At 60.2% G+C, this 15,581-nt stretch carries 17 protein-coding genes and 1 pseudogene; 7 read left to right on the forward strand and 11 right to left on the reverse strand.

Going from position 1 to position 15,581, the window contains the following annotated elements; all coding sequences use genetic code 11:
* Window positions 1-12 precede the first annotated feature (12 nt).
* Both AC1RAC_RS24750 and AC1RAC_RS24755 read right to left on the reverse strand, forming a co-directional pair.
* Window positions 13-366 (reverse strand): YciI family protein, encoded by a 354-nt coding sequence (locus AC1RAC_RS24750; RefSeq protein ID WP_198790623.1) that lies wholly within the window; start codon window positions 364-366, stop codon window positions 13-15.
* Window positions 367-408: 42 nt separating this feature from the next.
* Complete coding sequence (locus tag AC1RAC_RS24755) at window positions 409-828, reverse strand: YybH family protein (RefSeq protein WP_492617061.1); 420 nt, start codon at window positions 826-828, stop codon at window positions 409-411.
* Between the two features lie 145 nt (window positions 829-973).
* On the opposite strand from AC1RAC_RS24755, the gene AC1RAC_RS24760 reads away from it, so the two are divergent.
* Complete coding sequence (locus tag AC1RAC_RS24760; RefSeq protein WP_014719637.1) at window positions 974-1,465, forward strand: GNAT family N-acetyltransferase; 492 nt, start codon at window positions 974-976, stop codon at window positions 1,463-1,465.
* Window positions 1,466-1,531: 66 nt separating this feature from the next.
* Here the strand turns inward: AC1RAC_RS24760 and AC1RAC_RS24765 are convergent, their stop codons facing one another.
* Entirely contained in the window at window positions 1,532-2,014 is a 483-nt protein-coding gene (locus AC1RAC_RS24765; protein WP_034128503.1) for a GyrI-like domain-containing protein, read from the reverse strand.
* A 195-nt stretch (window positions 2,015-2,209) separates the two neighbouring features.
* On the opposite strand from AC1RAC_RS24765, the gene alaC reads away from it, so the two are divergent.
* Window positions 2,210-3,421 (forward strand): alanine transaminase, encoded by a 1,212-nt coding sequence (alaC, locus tag AC1RAC_RS24770; RefSeq protein WP_054918265.1) that lies wholly within the window; start codon window positions 2,210-2,212, stop codon window positions 3,419-3,421.
* Window positions 3,422-3,556: 135 nt separating this feature from the next.
* Here the strand turns inward: alaC and AC1RAC_RS24775 are convergent, their stop codons facing one another.
* The gene (locus AC1RAC_RS24775; protein WP_014719640.1) at window positions 3,557-4,909 is read right to left on the reverse strand and encodes a GntP family permease; all 1,353 of its coding nucleotides are present in this window, start codon (window positions 4,907-4,909) and stop codon (window positions 3,557-3,559) included.
* Between the two features lie 83 nt (window positions 4,910-4,992).
* The gene (locus AC1RAC_RS24780; protein ID WP_034128504.1) at window positions 4,993-5,526 is read right to left on the reverse strand and encodes a gluconokinase; all 534 of its coding nucleotides are present in this window, start codon (window positions 5,524-5,526) and stop codon (window positions 4,993-4,995) included.
* Between the two features lie 225 nt (window positions 5,527-5,751).
* On the opposite strand from AC1RAC_RS24780, the gene gntR reads away from it, so the two are divergent.
* The 4 genes from gntR (at window position 5,752) to AC1RAC_RS24800 (ending at window position 9,754) form a co-directional block, all read left to right on the forward strand.
* A complete protein-coding gene (gntR, locus tag AC1RAC_RS24785) occupies window positions 5,752-6,783 on the forward strand; it encodes an HTH-type transcriptional regulator GntR (RefSeq protein ID WP_161793224.1) in 1,032 nt (343 codons plus the stop codon).
* 249 nt (window positions 6,784-7,032) lie between these two features.
* Window positions 7,033-7,665 carry a glutathione S-transferase family protein gene (locus AC1RAC_RS24790; RefSeq protein WP_034128505.1) on the forward strand — a complete coding sequence of 211 codons (633 nt, stop codon included), beginning with the start codon at window positions 7,033-7,035 and terminating at the stop codon, window positions 7,663-7,665.
* A gap of 88 nt (window positions 7,666-7,753) precedes the next feature.
* Window positions 7,754-9,160, forward strand: coding sequence for an MFS transporter (locus tag AC1RAC_RS24795; protein ID WP_054918258.1), 1,407 nt, complete (start codon window positions 7,754-7,756; stop codon window positions 9,158-9,160).
* 132 nt (window positions 9,161-9,292) lie between these two features.
* On the forward strand, window positions 9,293-9,754 hold the full coding sequence (locus tag AC1RAC_RS24800) for a hypothetical protein (RefSeq protein ID WP_054896713.1): 462 nt from the start codon (window positions 9,293-9,295) through the stop codon (window positions 9,752-9,754).
* Window positions 9,755-9,860: 106 nt separating this feature from the next.
* On the opposite strand, the gene AC1RAC_RS24805 is transcribed toward AC1RAC_RS24800, so the two are convergent.
* From AC1RAC_RS24805 to AC1RAC_RS24830, 6 genes and pseudogenes are all read right to left on the reverse strand, one after another.
* The gene (locus tag AC1RAC_RS24805; protein ID WP_371321886.1) at window positions 9,861-10,286 is read right to left on the reverse strand and encodes a methyl-accepting chemotaxis protein; all 426 of its coding nucleotides are present in this window, start codon (window positions 10,284-10,286) and stop codon (window positions 9,861-9,863) included.
* Window positions 10,287-10,406: 120 nt separating this feature from the next.
* Window positions 10,407-11,180, reverse strand: a pseudogene (locus tag AC1RAC_RS24810) (PAS domain-containing protein); the annotation flags it as partial.
* Window positions 11,181-11,368: 188 nt separating this feature from the next.
* Complete coding sequence (locus AC1RAC_RS24815) at window positions 11,369-12,319, reverse strand: aliphatic sulfonate ABC transporter substrate-binding protein (protein WP_054918256.1); 951 nt, start codon at window positions 12,317-12,319, stop codon at window positions 11,369-11,371.
* Window positions 12,320-12,429: 110 nt separating this feature from the next.
* Window positions 12,430-12,951: a sigma-70 family RNA polymerase sigma factor gene (locus AC1RAC_RS24820; RefSeq protein ID WP_054918255.1), complete on the reverse strand. Its 522-nt coding sequence runs from the start codon at window positions 12,949-12,951 to the stop codon at window positions 12,430-12,432.
* A gap of 108 nt (window positions 12,952-13,059) precedes the next feature.
* Complete coding sequence (locus tag AC1RAC_RS24825; protein WP_072448471.1) at window positions 13,060-13,851, reverse strand: phosphate/phosphite/phosphonate ABC transporter substrate-binding protein; 792 nt, start codon at window positions 13,849-13,851, stop codon at window positions 13,060-13,062.
* Between the two features lie 9 nt (window positions 13,852-13,860).
* Window positions 13,861-14,790, reverse strand: a complete 930-nt coding sequence (locus AC1RAC_RS24830) for a fatty acid desaturase (protein WP_054918248.1) — start codon at window positions 14,788-14,790, stop codon at window positions 13,861-13,863.
* A gap of 302 nt (window positions 14,791-15,092) precedes the next feature.
* Here AC1RAC_RS24830 and AC1RAC_RS24835 point away from each other — a divergent pair, with 302 nt between their 5' ends.
* Window positions 15,093-15,512 (forward strand): GNAT family N-acetyltransferase, encoded by a 420-nt coding sequence (locus tag AC1RAC_RS24835; protein WP_054896707.1) that lies wholly within the window; start codon window positions 15,093-15,095, stop codon window positions 15,510-15,512.
* Window positions 15,513-15,581: the final 69 nt, after the last annotated feature.

Raw genomic sequence — 15,581 nt, forward strand, 5'->3', positions numbered from 1 at the left:
CACGTCTTTTGATTATTGTGTTGAGAGATTCAATTGGCGCACGGGGCGCACTTCCACACTGCCGACCCGGGCCGCCGGAATGCCGCCAGCCACCTGGAGCGCTTCATTGAGGTCCTTGGCGTCGATCAGGTAGAACCCGGCGAGCTGCTCCTTGGTTTCGGCAAACGGCCCGTCGGTGATCGACAGCTTGCCGTTGCGCATGCGCACGGTGGTGGCGCTGGTCACCGACTCCAGCGGCTCGGAGGCCAGCATGCGCCCGCTGGCCTGGATGGCCTCGGCGTAGGCCAGACATTCCGAGTCATGGGGGCTGTCGGGCGAGGTGTGCAACGCCTGTTCGTTGCTGTAGATCAGGCACAGGTATTTCATGGCGTTCTCCGTTTTCGGACTACTGACTATAGTTCGCGGTGCTCAAGGTTTCAGGTCGAACAACGCCGTGCCGCTTTGCATATCAAACGGCGCCGACCAGTGCTCGTGCACCACCTTCCATTGGCCATCGATGCGCTGGTAGCCGGCGGTGACACGCATCCAGCAAGCCTTCACCTCACCGTCCGGCCCGGCACCGCCGCAGTGGGCCAGCCAGTGGGCGAATGCGCTGTCTGGCGCTTCGACGACATGCAGCTCATGAAACTCGAAGATGCCGGGGCCGGGGCAGTACTCCATGCACGCCTCCCAATGCGCGCGATAGGCCGCCTTGCCCTTGAATTGCAGAGCGGTTACGGCGTCGAACGAGACGATATCGTCGGCGTAAAAGCTGACAATCTGGTCGATATCGCGACTGACAACGGCGTCTTTCCATTGCTCGATCAGGCTCTTGATTGCAGTGCTCATGGCGATGACTCCTTGGGGTGGAAAATCACGGAAGACACCCTTAGTCGAATGGCCCCGAGGGAAATCGACATCCCCCTGAAAAATAATTTCCCGTGGCTCAAACCCGATAAACTGCCACTTCTCTTGCAGCCGTTCGGATAGTCCCATGCCAACCCGCCTCGTTGCTTACGAGGCGCTGAACGCTGTGCAACAACAGCAAGTCGGCGCCATCGAAGTTCACCCTGAACAACTGCCGTTTTGCGGTGATATGTATTGCGCCCTCAATACCCTGCTCGCCAACCCGAGTCCTGGGGTCAAGGGCTTCGCGCTGTTGGTCGACGACCTTCCCGTGGCGTTCCTGCTGCTCAAGCGACCACCGTGCCTGCCTCATTGGGCCGATGAACACAGCGCCACACTCCACGCGCTACAGGTAGACCGACATCAGCAGGGGCGTGGATACGGCAAGATGTGTTTGCAGGCGTTGCCCGCCGTGGCGCGCGAGGCCTGGCCGCAGATCAAGGGGTTGGAGTTGTCGGTGGATGCCCACAACCTGGCGGCAATGGGGTTGTATCTGGGGGCGGGATGGGTGGATCGCGGTGAGGCGTACAAGGGTCGCGTAGGGTATGAGCGCCGGTTGAGTTTCAGGTTTAATCCATAGCGGCAATGTCACGTAAACATGACTTTTAAGCGTGCATGTCGTGTTTACGTGACATCGGGTGCAGTGTCAGCCCCGCTCCCCGATCGGCAGCCAGATTTCCACCGTCCCCGTGCCCTTCCTGGCATCGAAGTCCGCGCTATAGCGCTCGAAATCCGCGCCCATGACCTTGTAGCCCGAGTGCGGCAGCCATTCGAACATGATGCGCTCGTAGGTTTGCTCAAGCGCCTGCACCGGCCCGTAGTGGGGGAACACGGCATAGTTGAGTGGCGGAATTTCGATCACCTCGAAATTGCTCGGCACGTCCTTCTTGGCCGGGACTTCAACACCTGCCAGGTAATCGAATTCGCCGTGATGCGGGTTATGGCACACCCCGTAGGTCACACCGCCGACGCGCTTCTTGATGTCCTTGATACAGGTATCGAACAACTCCCACAGCCGTGGGATATCGCCAACGGTGGCCTTCGAATATCGCCCTTGTACCCCGGCGATCACCAGGGCCTTACCGGCTTCCAGGCGTGACTCCAACGGTTTTTTTGTCTGCTGATCCATACGAACAGTCTCCTTCTTATGAGGGAACAAACCCGCATCGAGTATAGGGGCATATCCGCGTTGTACTCCATGTAGAAAAATTTCCTACGCATCTGGACAACTGGCCATCATCGCCCTTATTGTCTGCCCCGCAGGCCACCGCAGTGGCCGACGTCGCTCGGACGGTTCCGGGCGCTTACGTACCTCGAGGCAACAATGGCAGACCAAGGTTCGCCGCGCCGCTTTGCGCGCATAGATCGACTCCCCCCGTATGTTTTCAATATCACTGCCGAGCTGAAGATGGCTGCGCGTCGGCGCGGCGAAGACATCATCGACTTGAGCATGGGTAATCCTGACGGCGCCACGCCTCCTCATATCGTGGAGAAAATGGTCACCGTCGCCCAGCGTGAAGACACCCACGGCTACTCCACCTCCAAAGGCATTCCGCGCTTGCGCCGGGCGATTTCGCGTTGGTACAAGGACCGTTACGCGGTGGAAATCGACCCGGAGTCCGAAGCTATCGTGACCATCGGTTCCAAGGAAGGCCTGGCGCACTTGATGCTGGCCACCCTGGACCAGGGCGATACCGTGCTGGTGCCCAACCCCAGCTACCCGATTCATATCTACGGCGCAGTGATTGCCGGCGCCCAGGTACGTTCGGTGCCGCTGATACCGGGCGTGGATTTCTTCGCAGAGCTGGAACGCGCGATTCGCGGCTCGATCCCCAAGCCGAAGATGATGATCCTCGGCTTCCCGTCCAACCCAACCGCGCAGTGTGTGGAACTGGACTTCTTCGAACGGGTGATCGCCCTGGCCAAGCAGTACGACGTGCTGGTGGTGCACGACCTGGCCTACGCCGACATCGTCTACGACGGCTGGAAAGCCCCCTCGATCATGCAAGTGCCCGGCGCCAAGGACATTGCGGTGGAGTTTTTCACCCTGTCCAAGAGCTACAACATGGCCGGTTGGCGCATCGGCTTCATGGTGGGCAACCCTGAACTGGTCAACGCCCTGGCACGCATCAAGAGCTACCACGACTACGGCACCTTCACCCCGCTGCAAGTGGCGGCGATTGCGGCGCTGGAAGGCGACCAACAGTGCGTGAAGGACATCGCCGAGCAGTACCGCCAGCGTCGCAATGTGCTGGTCAAGGGCCTGCATGAACTGGGCTGGATGGTGGAGAATCCGAAGGCGTCGATGTACGTCTGGGCCAAGATTCCCGAGCAGTACGCGGCCATGGGCTCGCTGGAGTTTGCCAAGAAACTGCTATTGGAAGCGAAGGTGTGTGTGTCGCCGGGGATCGGCTTTGGTGAGTATGGCGACGATCATGTGCGCTTTGCGCTGATCGAAAACCAGGACCGGATTCGCCAGGCCGTGCGTGGGATTCGCGGGATGTTCAGGGCGGATGCCTTGGTCAGCAAAGCCTGACCTGATCTACCTGAAGAAACCCAATCAATGTGGGAGCTGGCTTGCCTGCGATGGCAGTGTTGGATTCACTACCGCTATCGCAGGCAAGCCAGCTCCCACATTTGATCAGTTCCCACTCTTGCTTTGGGGTGTGGCTTACACCACCAACGACAGCAACATGATGAAGATCAGCGCCACGATCGACAGAATGGTCTCCATCGCCGTCCAGGTCTTGAACGTCTCGGCCACGGTCATGTTGAAGTACTGCTTGACCAGCCAGAACCCCGCATCGTTGACGTGAGACAGGATCAACGAACCCGCGCCCGTCGCCAGTACCAGCAACTCGCGGTTGACGCCAGGGATCATCCCCACCACTGGCACCACAATGCCCGCGCCGGTAATGGTCGCGACCGTCGCTGAACCGGTGGCAATCCGAATCACCGCCGCCACCAGCCACGCCAGCAGGATCGGGTTGATCTGCGCGTTCACCGCCATATGGCCGATCACGTCGCCCACGCCGCTGGTCACCAGCATCTGCTTGAAGCCACCACCGGCACCGATGATCAGGATGATCGCGGCGGTTGGCGCAAGGCTGGCGTCGAGCAGCTTGAGGATCTGCTTGGAGTGGATGCCCTGACGATGGCCAAAGGTGTACAGCGATAACAGCAAAGCCAGCAACAGTGCGGTGATCGGGTGGCCGATCATGTCCATCCAGTTGCGTACCACGTTGCCTTCGGCGAACGCGATGTCGGCAAAGGTTTTGAGCAGCATCAGGAACACCGGCAGCAGCACGGTGACCAGGGTGATGCTGAAGCTTGGCAGCGACTTGTTATCGGTTTCGCGGGCCAGTTGGTCCACCAGTTCCTGGGACGGGTTGCCCGGGATGTACTTGGCGATGAACGTACCGAAGATCGGGCCGGCGATGATGGCGGTCGGCAGTGCGACGATCAGGCCGTACAGGATGGTCTTGCCGATATCGGCACCGAACACGCCGATGGCCAGCAGCGGGCCCGGGTGCGGTGGCACCAGGCCGTGCACCGCCGAGAGGCCAGCGAGCAGCGGGATACCGATCTTGATCAACGACACGCCGGTACGCCGGGCGACGATAAACACCAGCGGGATCAGCAAAACAAAGCCGATTTCGAAGAACAGCGGGATGCCCACCAGGAACGCGGCGAACATCATGGCCCACTGGACCTTCTCTTTGCCGAAGGCGCGGATCAGGGTCTGGGCGATCTGATCGGCACCGCCGGACTCGGCCATCATCTTGCCGAGCATCGTGCCCAGCGCGAGGATGATGCCGACAAAGCCGAGCACCCCGCCGAAACCGTCCTGGAACGCCTTGATGATCTTGTCCACGGGCATGCCCGAGGTCAGGCCGAGGAAACCGGCCGCGATGATCAGTGCAATGAATGGGTGCACCTTGAACTTGGTGATCAGTACGATCAACCCGATGATAGTGACTACTGCATCTAGCAGCAGGTAAGACTCGTGGGACATGCCAAACATGGGGGTCTCTCCTGTTTGTTGTTGTTATTAAAGCGGGTGTTGAACTTCCTGCCGGGGATAGCGCTATCTTTTCCGGCAAAAAATTAATGAGTAGGTTCAAAGCCGTGCTTGCGCCACCAGGTATGGGTCTGCGCGGCCAGTTCCTCGACGCTGTCTTCACTGGCGTTCAAGGCCAGGGTCAGCGGCTCGCCCTTGGGCGATTCAAGTGTGGCGAACTGGCTGTCGATCAGGCTCGCCGGCATGAAATGGCCGGGGCGGTGAGACACGCGGTCAGCGGCGACTTCACGGGTCAGCTCCAGGAAGACAAAACCCAGGCCCGGCGCAGCTTCGCGCAGGTGGTCACGGTATTTTTTCTTCAGGGCCGAACAGGTCAGTACAGGATGCTCGCCCGCTTTCAACGCGCGACGCAGTTCATCGCACAGGATATCGAGCCAGCCGGCGCGGTCGTCGTCGTTGAGGGGGTGGCCGGCGCTCATCTTTTCGATGTTCGCGGCAGGGTGAAAGCTGTCGCCTTCAATGGCAGTGGCGCCGTTAAGGGCGCACAGGGCTTGGCTGACGCTGGACTTGCCACAGCCGGAAACACCCATGATGACCAGGGCGGTAACAGGTTGACTCATGAAACACCTCAGGACGCAGATAGCGCTACCTTTGCATAGCGTAAGGCTAGTGCAAAAACAGGCTTTTCCCGCGCCGACTTGTCATTTTTATGGAGTGACGCGTGCATCCGTTCCAACAGATTGACTTCAAGAGCTGGACAGGATCAGGCAACCCTTTATCCAAGAATTTGCAGCTCTTTGGAGACAGCGCTACCTTAGTGCCTCGATTTTTGTTTGGCAAGCCGCCTGATGACCTCCAAGAACGATAAAAATACCCGCACGACGGGCCGCCCTACCCTCAATGAAGTTGCGCGCCTGGCCGGCGTCAGCCCGATCACCGCCTCCCGTGCCCTGCGCGGCATCAGCACCGTGGCCACCGAACTGGTGGAAAAAGTGCAACAGGCCGCCGCCGAACTGAGCTACGTGGTCAACCCCGCCGCCCGCGCCCTGGCCTCGGCGCAGAGCCATTCGGTGGTGGTGCTGGTGCCGTCACTGTCCAACCTGCTGTTTATCGAAACCCTCGAAGCTATCCATCAGGTACTGCGGCCCAAGGGCTTTGAAGTACTGATCGGCAACTCCCATTATTCGCGCGATGAAGAAGAAGACCTGCTGCGCAACTACATGGCCTACCAGCCACGGGGTTTGTTGCTGACCGGTTTTGACCGCACCGAAAGCGCGCGACGAATGGTCGAGGCCAGCAATGTGCCCTGTGTGTACATGATGGATCTGGACCCCAATGCCGGGGTGAACTGTGTGGGCTTCTCGCAACTGGCCGCCGGCGAGACCGCGGCGGCGCACTTGCTGTCCCGGGGGCGCAAGCGCCTGGCCTATATCGGCGCACAACTGGACCAACGCACCTTGCTGCGTGGCGAAGGCTTTCGCCGCGCCTTGCAACAGGCCGGCATGTACGATCCGGCGCTGGAGCTGCTGACGCCACGCCCGTCCTCCGTGGGCCTGGGAGGCGAACTGTTTTTGCAACTGCTGGCCGCCCACCCGGATGTGGACGCGATCTTCTTCGGCAACGACGACCTGGCCCAGGGCGCCCTGCTCGAAGCCCTGCGCCATGGCATCAAGGTGCCTGAACGTGTGGCGGTGCTGGGCTTCAACGACCTACCCGCCTCGTCATTCATGGTGCCGCGCCTGAGCAGCATCAGCACGCCACGGGAAGCCATCGGGCGTCGGGCAGCAGAGCATCTGCTGACGATCATGGCGGGCAACAAGGTGGCCAAGCCAGTGGTGGATATGGGGTTTGAGTTGCAGGTGCGCGAGAGCACCTGAGCGTCGAGCCGAACGCAATCAATGTGAGAGCTGGCCATGTAGTGTCCACAGAATCAGCGCCTGGCACAGATCCCCTGTGGGAGCGGGCTTGCTCGCGAAGGCGGTGGGTCAGTCAACGCATCTTCAACTGAACCAACGCTTTCGCAGGCAAGCCAGCTCCCACATTTTCGGCCGTGCCCGCTTCACACCCTCGCCGCCGTGCCCGGCCCCTGCTAGATTGGTCACTCTCTTAGATGCCAGGGAAGCACCATGGGCCATTCACTGAAAATCTTGGGTCGTACCTCTTCAATCAACGTGCGAAAAGTACTGTGGACCTGCCAGGAGTTGGGCATCGACTACGTGCGCGAAGACTGGGGCATCGGTTTCAAGCCTACCCAATCCCCCGATTTCCTCGCCTTGAACCCCAACGCCCAGGTGCCAGTGCTGATCGACGACCATGGCGTGCTGTGGGAGTCCAATACCATCTGCCGCTACCTTGTCGGCCTCTACCAGCGCCATGACTTGCTACCCGTTGAGCCCGCCTTGCGTGCACGGGTCGAACAGTGGATGGACTGGCAAGCCACCGAACTCAACCCTTCGTGGGGCTATGCGTTCCACGCACTGGTGCGTCAAAACCCGGACTATCAGGACCCGCAACGCATCCAGGCGGGTGTGCAGGCCTGGAATGACAAGATGGCCTTGCTAGAACAACAGTTGACCAAGACCGGCGCCTACGTGGCCGGCGAAGAGTTCACCCTCGCTGACATCTTGATAGGCCTTTCGGTACATCGGTGGCAGATGACACCCATGGAGCGGCCACCCTACCCCGCCATCGCGGCGTATTACCAACGCCTCAGCCAGCACGCCGGCTTCAAGACGTTCGCGCTCGACGGCCACAATTAGAGAAGCAGTTGTGCACGTTAAGCCCCAAGCCCAATAGCGGTTTGGCTTAAAGCTCGAAGCTTCCAACTCGCCCAACTGAAGGTTATTCATGCCCCCACTCGCCGCCTGCGTCTCAGACCCCACCCGCGCCGCCCACATCAGCGCCCGCATCGACCGCCTGCCCGCCGTCGCCACTATTTGGCGCCTGGTGGCGTTGCTCTCCATCGGCGGTTTTTTCGAGCTGTATGACCTGTTCCAAACCGCCTATATCAGCCCTGGCCTGATCAGCGACGGGATTTTTCATACCGGCAGCGAAGGTGTTTTCGGTTTCTCGGACCAAGCCGCTTTCGCCTCGGCCACGTTCCTCGGCCTGTTCCTCGGCGCCAGCCTGCTCAGCCCCATCGCTGACCGCTTCGGGCGACGCGCGATTTTCACCTTTGCGTTGGTCTGGTACACGGTGGCCACGGTGTTGATGGGCATTCAAACCTCGGCCTTGGGCATCATCTGCATGCGCTTTCTGGTGGGCATTGGCCTTGGCATCGAACTGGTGACCATCGACGCCTACCTCTCGGAACTGGTGCCCAAACGTATGCGCAGTTCGGCGTTTGCCTTTGCGTTTTTTATCCAGTTTCTGTCCGTACCGGCCGTGGCGTTGATGTCGTGGTGGCTGGTGCCACAGGCGCCGTTCGGTATCGCCGGGTGGCGCTGGGTGGTGTTGAGCAGTGCAGTGTTTGCATTGTTTATCTGGCAACTGCGCAAGCGCCTGCCGGAGTCACCGCGCTGGCTTGCACAAAAGGGACGCTTCGAAGAGGCCGACACGATCCTGAAAAACCTGGAGGCACGCTGCCGAAAGGACCAAGGCAAGCCGCTGGACGAACCGGAACCCGAAGCGATCAGCGTGCAGGGCACTGGCCGTTTCGCCGATATCTGGCAGCCGCCCTACCGTCGCCGCGCCTTGATGCTGATCGTGTTTCATGTATTCCAGGCCATCGGTTTCTTCGGCTTTGGCAACTGGCTGCCGGCCTTGCTCTCGGGCCAGGGTGTCAGCGTGACCCACAGCCTGCTCTACGCCTTCATCATCACCCTCGCCTACCCGCTGGGCCCGCTGTTGTTCGTCAAGGTGGCCAACCGCTTTGAGAACAAATGGCAGATCGTCGGCTCAGCCATGGGTGCGGTGATCTTCGGCAGCCTGTTTGCCCTGCAAACCACAGCGTTAGGGCTGATTTTCTGCGGGGTGATGATCACCTTCTGCAATGCGTGGCTGAGCTTCAGTTATCACTCGTACCAGAGCGAATTGTTCCCCACCAATATCCGTGCGCGAGCGGTCGGGTTCTGCTATTCGTTCAGCCGTTTATCCACGGTGTTCAGCAGCCTATTGATCGGTTTTATCCTCGAACACCTGGGCACGCCGGGCGTGTTGGCGTTTATTGCCAGCAGCATGTTGATCGTGATGATTACCATCAGTTGGTTTGGGCCGCGCACGCGCAACCTGGCCCTGGAGAACATCGCTCACTGACGGCAACGGTTGGCCGCACAAGGAGAAGGCTTGCCGCGTCGACGACGCCAGCCCCAGTAAACACTGGGGTCTGGCAACCGGCACAGTATTTGCTCCAGCTGTCGCACCGTCTGTTTTCATAGGTGAACGATCATGCTGGTTAACAACACTCAAGCGGCGTCGAACGTGCAACAGATCACGCGACCCGACATGGACCCCGCCAACGCCGCCGCCAGTGCGCTGTACAGCGGCGCCCTGCAGGCTGCGCAACACAGCGTGACAGTGCCCGCCGCGCAGAGGGAATTGGACAAGGCCAGCGATCGCATCGACGAAGCCTTCGCCAAGACCCGCGTGCAGTTACAGGCCACAACTAATGGGGCACGTACCGAGTTCACCGAATACATGAGCAAGACCCCAGCCGAACGTATTCGTGAACAGTTACTCAAGGAACAAGGGCTGACCGAAGAACAAGTGCAGGCGATGCCCCAGGACAAACAAGACGCCATCGCCAAACAAGTGGCCGAGCGCTTGAAAGAGCAGCAACAGCAGCAGGTGGCGGCGAAGGCTACTGCTTCGCCAGCCCAGACACTTAAAGAAACCTTGGCCGCGATCTAAACAGGTGCGAGCTGGCTTGCCTGCGATGCAAACAACTCGGTGGATCTGCAGGACCGAGGTGATGCTATCGCAGGCAAGCCTGCTCCCACATAGAGCGGCGGCTGCGCTATTGCAATTGCAGCGTCGAATTGAACTGACTGATCGCATCTACCACATGCCGTGACCCTTCCTGGATCTCCAGGATCACCTGCCCCGCCTCGTTCGCCAACTCCACGCCCAGGCCCGTACGGCTCAAGCTCGACTGCATGCTCGACACGGCGCTCAACGACAGGTCATGGTTCTTGCGCACCACGTCCACGATCTCAACGGTGGCCTGGCTGGTGCGAGCGGCAAGGCTGCGCACTTCATCGGCGACCACCGCGAACCCACGCCCGTGCTCGCCCGCACGCGCGGCTTCAATCGCCGCATTCAGGGCCAGCATGTTGGTTTGTTCGGCAATGCTGCGGATGGTTTGCACGATGGCGCCGATGATGTCCGACTGTTTGCTCACCGCATCGATGCTCTGCGCCGCCTGGTTAAGGTCGTGGGACATGGCTTCAATGATCTGCACCGTTTGCTGCACTACCTGCGAGCCCTTGCGGGCGCAGGCATCGTTCTGTACCGAAGTGGCGTGGGCCGAGTCGGCGGCCGTGCGCAGGGTGCTGACTTGCTCGGTGATATCGCTGGCGAACTTCACCACTTTGTACAAGCGCCCATGGGTGTCGAAAATGGGGTTGTAAGAGGCTTCCAGAAACAGGGTCTTGCCGTATTTGTTTTTACGTTCGAAGCGGTGGGAGTGAAATTCACCGCGATTGAGTGAAGCCCAGAACGCTTTATACGCCGGGGACTCCACTTCGCTGCGGTGGCAAAACATGCTGTGATGCTGGCCGATGATTTCTTCGCGCGTGTACTGCACCGTGCGCAGGAAGTTGTCGTTGGCATTGAGGATCTGGCCCTGGGGAGTGAATTCGATTACCGCCATGGAACGGCTGATGGCGTCGATCAGACTTTGGTTTTCGTGTTCGTGATGGACCCGTGCGGAAATATCCGCCGCCACCTTGATCACACTGCGTACCTGATGGTCGCTGTCCAGCACCGGCAAATAGCTGGCTTCCAGCCACACTTGCTCACCGCGCTTGTTAAGGCGCATGAAGGTGCCGCTGAGCGCCTCGCCTCGCGCCAGATCGCGCCACAACTGGTGGTAGGCATCGGTGTGGGTATACACCTCCTCGCAAAACAGGCGGTGATGTTTGCCACGGATCTCCTCGACGCTGTAGCCCATGGTTTGGCAAAAGCGTTCGTTGGCATTCAGGATCACTCCCGTGCGGTCGAACTCGATCATCGCCATGGAGCGACTGATGGCGGCAAGCTTGGCGTTGGCTTCGGTGAGGGCACAGGAAAAACGCTGGATTTCTTGCAGGTCGGATTTGTGCTGGCGGTTGAACATGGTCAGATCACCCTAGATTCCCGGCGCCTGGAGGGCGCATTCCATTCATACGTTGGATATTTCTGGTACACCTGCATGGGGAAATAACCATTGGAAACGCTTTATCGGCCAAGCGTCGTTAACGGTTCTGGGTGAGCATAGACAGGCCTTGGCACTCTGCAAGGCCACTAATCCGCCAGCATTGCTGCTCAGGGATGATCAAGGGGCTTGAAGACAGCCTGCTGCACATCGACTTTTTTCGGGATCAGGCCGTTGGCAAAAAACAGGTCGGCGGTGCGTTGCTGGTTGGCAATGTCGATGGCCGCCAAGGGGCGGATCGGCTCGGGCGAGCGATGTTCGAAGTAGCTTTTGACCACCGCCGGTTGCAGGCCCAGGGTGCCGGCCATCAGCGTGATGCTCGCGTCAGGCTCATCAAGCGACAGCCGCTGCGCCTTGCCAAGCGTCTGGATAATCGTGGCAATGGCCTCTGGGTGCTGCTTGGCAAACGGGTGGTTGACCACGAAGAAACTGCCCGCAGGGTTCAACCCTTGCCCGTCCCGCAGCACGCGTGCCGAGCCGTCGATCACGGCGGCCGAGTAGTACGGGTCCCACACTACCCATGCGTCCACCTTGCCTTGTTCGAACGCGGCGCGGCCGTCGGAAGGCGACAGGTACACCACGTTCACATCCTTCCACTGCAACCCGGCGTGCAGCAGGCTTTTGAGGAACAGGTTGTGTGCACTGGAGCCCTTGAGCAATGCCACGCGCTTGCCCTTGAGTTCGGCCACGTTCTGCACGGTACTGGCCTTGGGCACCAGCACTGCTTCGGCCTTGCCCTCGTTGGGCTCGACGGCAAAATACTGCAAGTCGATCCCGGCTGCCTGGGCGAAGATCGGCGGGATATCGCCAATATTGCCGATGTCCAGGCTGCCGGCGTTGAGCGCTTCGATCAGCGGCGGGCCACCGAGAAATTCGGTCCACTGCACCTGGGTGCCCGGCAGTGCGGCTTCGAAGAGCTTGTGCTCACGGGCGAGCACCATGCTGACCGAGCTTTTCTGGTAGCCGATGCGCAGCGTGGAAGGTTCGGCCGCCGAGGTGGGTTGCGCCAGTACTGCCAATGCCAGCAGCGAACTGCCCAGCAGGTGTCTGATTGCTTTCATAAGTTGCCTCTTGGTGGTTCGATCAGATTCAAAGTGAGCACAGGAAGTGTGGGAGCTGGCTTGCCTGCGATGGCGGCCTGACATGGCCAGAGGTGTTGGCTGGCTCACCGCTATCGCAGGCAAGCCAGCTCCCACATTTGATCGGGGTGGGATTCAAGTCCGGTAACAGCGCGGGCCACGTAGTCACTGACCGAGCGCTGGGAAATCCCCAGTTCGGCAGCGATCTGGGGGTACGTCAGGCCGTTGACGCGGGACAACAGGAACGTCGTCTTGACCTTGGCCGGCAAGCGGTCGAGCGAGAGATCGATGGCTTGGAGGGCTTCGAGTACCTGCGCCCGCTCCTCGGCGCAGGCTGCATCGTCATCCAGCACAGCGAGGTAGGCACGCTCCAGGTCACGCCGGCGCCACACCTGGTACACCAGGCGCTGGGCAATGGTGGTGAGCAATGCGCGGGGCTGTCGTATCGGCGCTACCTGAGGTGCACTCAAGAGCTGGACAAACGCGTCGACCGCGATGTCTTCGGCGTGGGCACGGGAGTTGAGGTAGCGGTGCAAGCGGCTGCACAGCCAAGGGTAATGAATGCGAAACAATGAGCCCACGTAGTCGCTGTGAGCACTATCGGCGCCGGACATAGTGGCTCCTTCTGAGTAGGTTGCGCGGTATGTCCGGTGTTCCGGTGAAGCAATCCTAGCAAGGCTTCTTATGCTTTAATAATATTTAAAACGCATTTTTATATAACCTTATTGAAGTACCGAATAGCCGATGCTGGCGGCTTTGTGCTGGTAATCCAGCACCACCTGGTAGTCATCTTCGCTGGCAGGAACCACAGCTCGCACACCGAGGGTTTGCGCCACCTGCGGCAGGTCCTGCAACGCCAGGTTCATCGCCTCACGAATCTGCGCTACCTGCGCATCGCTCAAGCCCAGCGCACCTATGTAAGGCAAAGTCGGGCTCGGCGCGCTGCGGGTGATGACGCGCAGGCCCGCGACCTCTTCGGGGGCGAATCGGGCGAGGTAGTCGTAGGTGACGCTGTCGATGGCGGCGAGGTCGGCGTGGCCTTCACGCAGCCAGCGCAAGCTCTCACGGTGGGCACCGCTGATGCCGACGCTGGCGAAGAAACGCCCGTCGCGCTGCAACGGCGCCAGGCAGTCACGCAGCAGGTTCATGCCGCTGTTGGAGTCGTGGCCGTTGATCACGCCGCGGCTCTGGTAGAACTGCGCCAGGCGGGTACGCGGGTTGTCAGCGCGGGTCAACAGCAGGCTGCAATGTTCGCCGTGGCTGCTATGGGCCAACTCGTAACGGGGGCGCCCAATAATGCGCACCTGGCCGCGCAGTTGGGTCATCAGCGGGTAGCCGCAGGTTTGGCTGACGAGCAATTGCGGCGCCAGCCACAGGCCGCGCAAATCGAGGTGGTCGGCATCAAGACGATGCAGCTTCAAGCGCTCAAGGATGCGCGCCAGCCAGTATTGATTGGCCTGCTGGATGGGCTCAGGCGCAACGTACATGCGCAGGTCGGCGTAGTGCTCACTCATGGTCGCATCTCAGGCAAACGGGTGCCGGGGACTGTCGATGGCCTTGAGGCCGTGACGGCTGATCAACTGGCCGTAGCCATGCACCAGGAAACCACCGCTGCGCGCCAGCCACTGCTCGCGCCGGGCACGGTACACCCTGGGCAGCAGGTACCACGGCAACTTTGGCAGATCGTGGTGCACCAGGTGCAGATTGTTGTTGAGAAACAGCCAGGCCCAGGGCCAGGATGCTTCGTTGAGCACTGTGCGCTGTTCCGGCCGAGGATGGGGGCGGTGCTCATAGTAGGAACGGATCGAGGCCAGGGACAAGGCTGGCACGCTGACCAGCAGCAGGTAGTGCCACACCGCAAGCGCGCTGTAGTAGGCGATGAAACTCAGCATCAGCACAGTGACGGCGCCGTGGGCCAGCCACATCGGCCATACCTGGGGCAGGCGTTGAAACTCGTGACGTGCCAACCGGCCAATCGCCAACGGCGCAGCCAGCAGGAAGCGGCCAAGCACGGTCTTGGTCAGCCAATGCACGCCACGTTCGAACAGTGAGCTGTTGTTCCATTGCTGCTGATTGAGGTAGCGGCTTTCCGGGTCGATGCCCGGCAGGGTCAGGTCATGGTCGTTATGGTGCAACAGGTGGCTGTCGCGGTACAGCGTGTAGGGATACCACACCGCGAAAGGGGCATAGCCGAGGAGTTTATTCAGCCATAACGAACGGGTCGGGTGGCCGTGGAGCAATTCGTGCTGCACCGATAGCCACAGGGTCAGCAGCGGAATCAGCAGCAACATGCTCAGCCACACGCCCAGCCACCGGCTGCCAAGGATCACCGCAAACCAGCCGGCATACACGCCGATCAACAGCAGCCAGGTCGGCCACTCGGTTCTTGCCACAAAGGTCGTCGCCAGGGCTTCGATTTCCCGGCGGTGGGTCGGATCAAGGTAATTGGCCATCGGCAGCTCAGAGCAGGTGTTTCCTGCTCTGTGCAATGAGGCGGGAAAATCTTGCAGATCGTTTGGTTCTAAGCGTGTAACTCAGTGACCGAACAGGCCTGCTTCGGATTTTTTGGTCTTCTTGTCCGCGCGTTTTTCATCCGCGGTCTTTGCCGGTTTTTTCTTCGCGGCTTTCTTTGAATCCATACCTTTGGCCATGATGCATGCTCCACTAACAGGGGATGTAGCACTGGGTATACCACCTATTGCCCGGCAGAAGGCGCTTATAATCCCCTGCCCTGGATAATGCTTGTCTGAACCCCATGCCCCCAATGCACATCGAACCGCTGGCCGAGCCTCTGTGGCCACTGCTGAACAAGTTTTACCGCAGCCACAATTCATCGATGAAGGCGCTCAAGGGCGGCCGTTTGTGGGTAGTGCGAGATGCCGAGATCGTGGCCGGCTTGTGCTTGAGCCCGGTGATGGGTGGGCAGTGGCTGACGGGGGTGTTTGTGGCGCCGACTTATCGTGGCCAGCAGCTGGCGGCGCGACTGATTGGCGAGGCCGTGGCAGGTTGTGAGGGGACGGTCTGGTTGCTGTGCCATCCGGACCTGGAAGGGTTGTATCAGGGCATGGGGTTCAGCCAGGACACGGTTTTGCCGCAATCGCTGAGTGAGCGGCTGGTGCGTTACAAGCGCAATAAACCGATGATTGCGATGGGGCTCAATGCCCCAAAACACTGATCCAATGTGGGAGCTGGCTTGCCTGCGATGGCGGTGTATCAGCTACAAATAAGGTAGCTGGCCCACCGC

The organism is Pseudomonas sp. GW823-FHT02F05, from assembly GCF_058797315.1.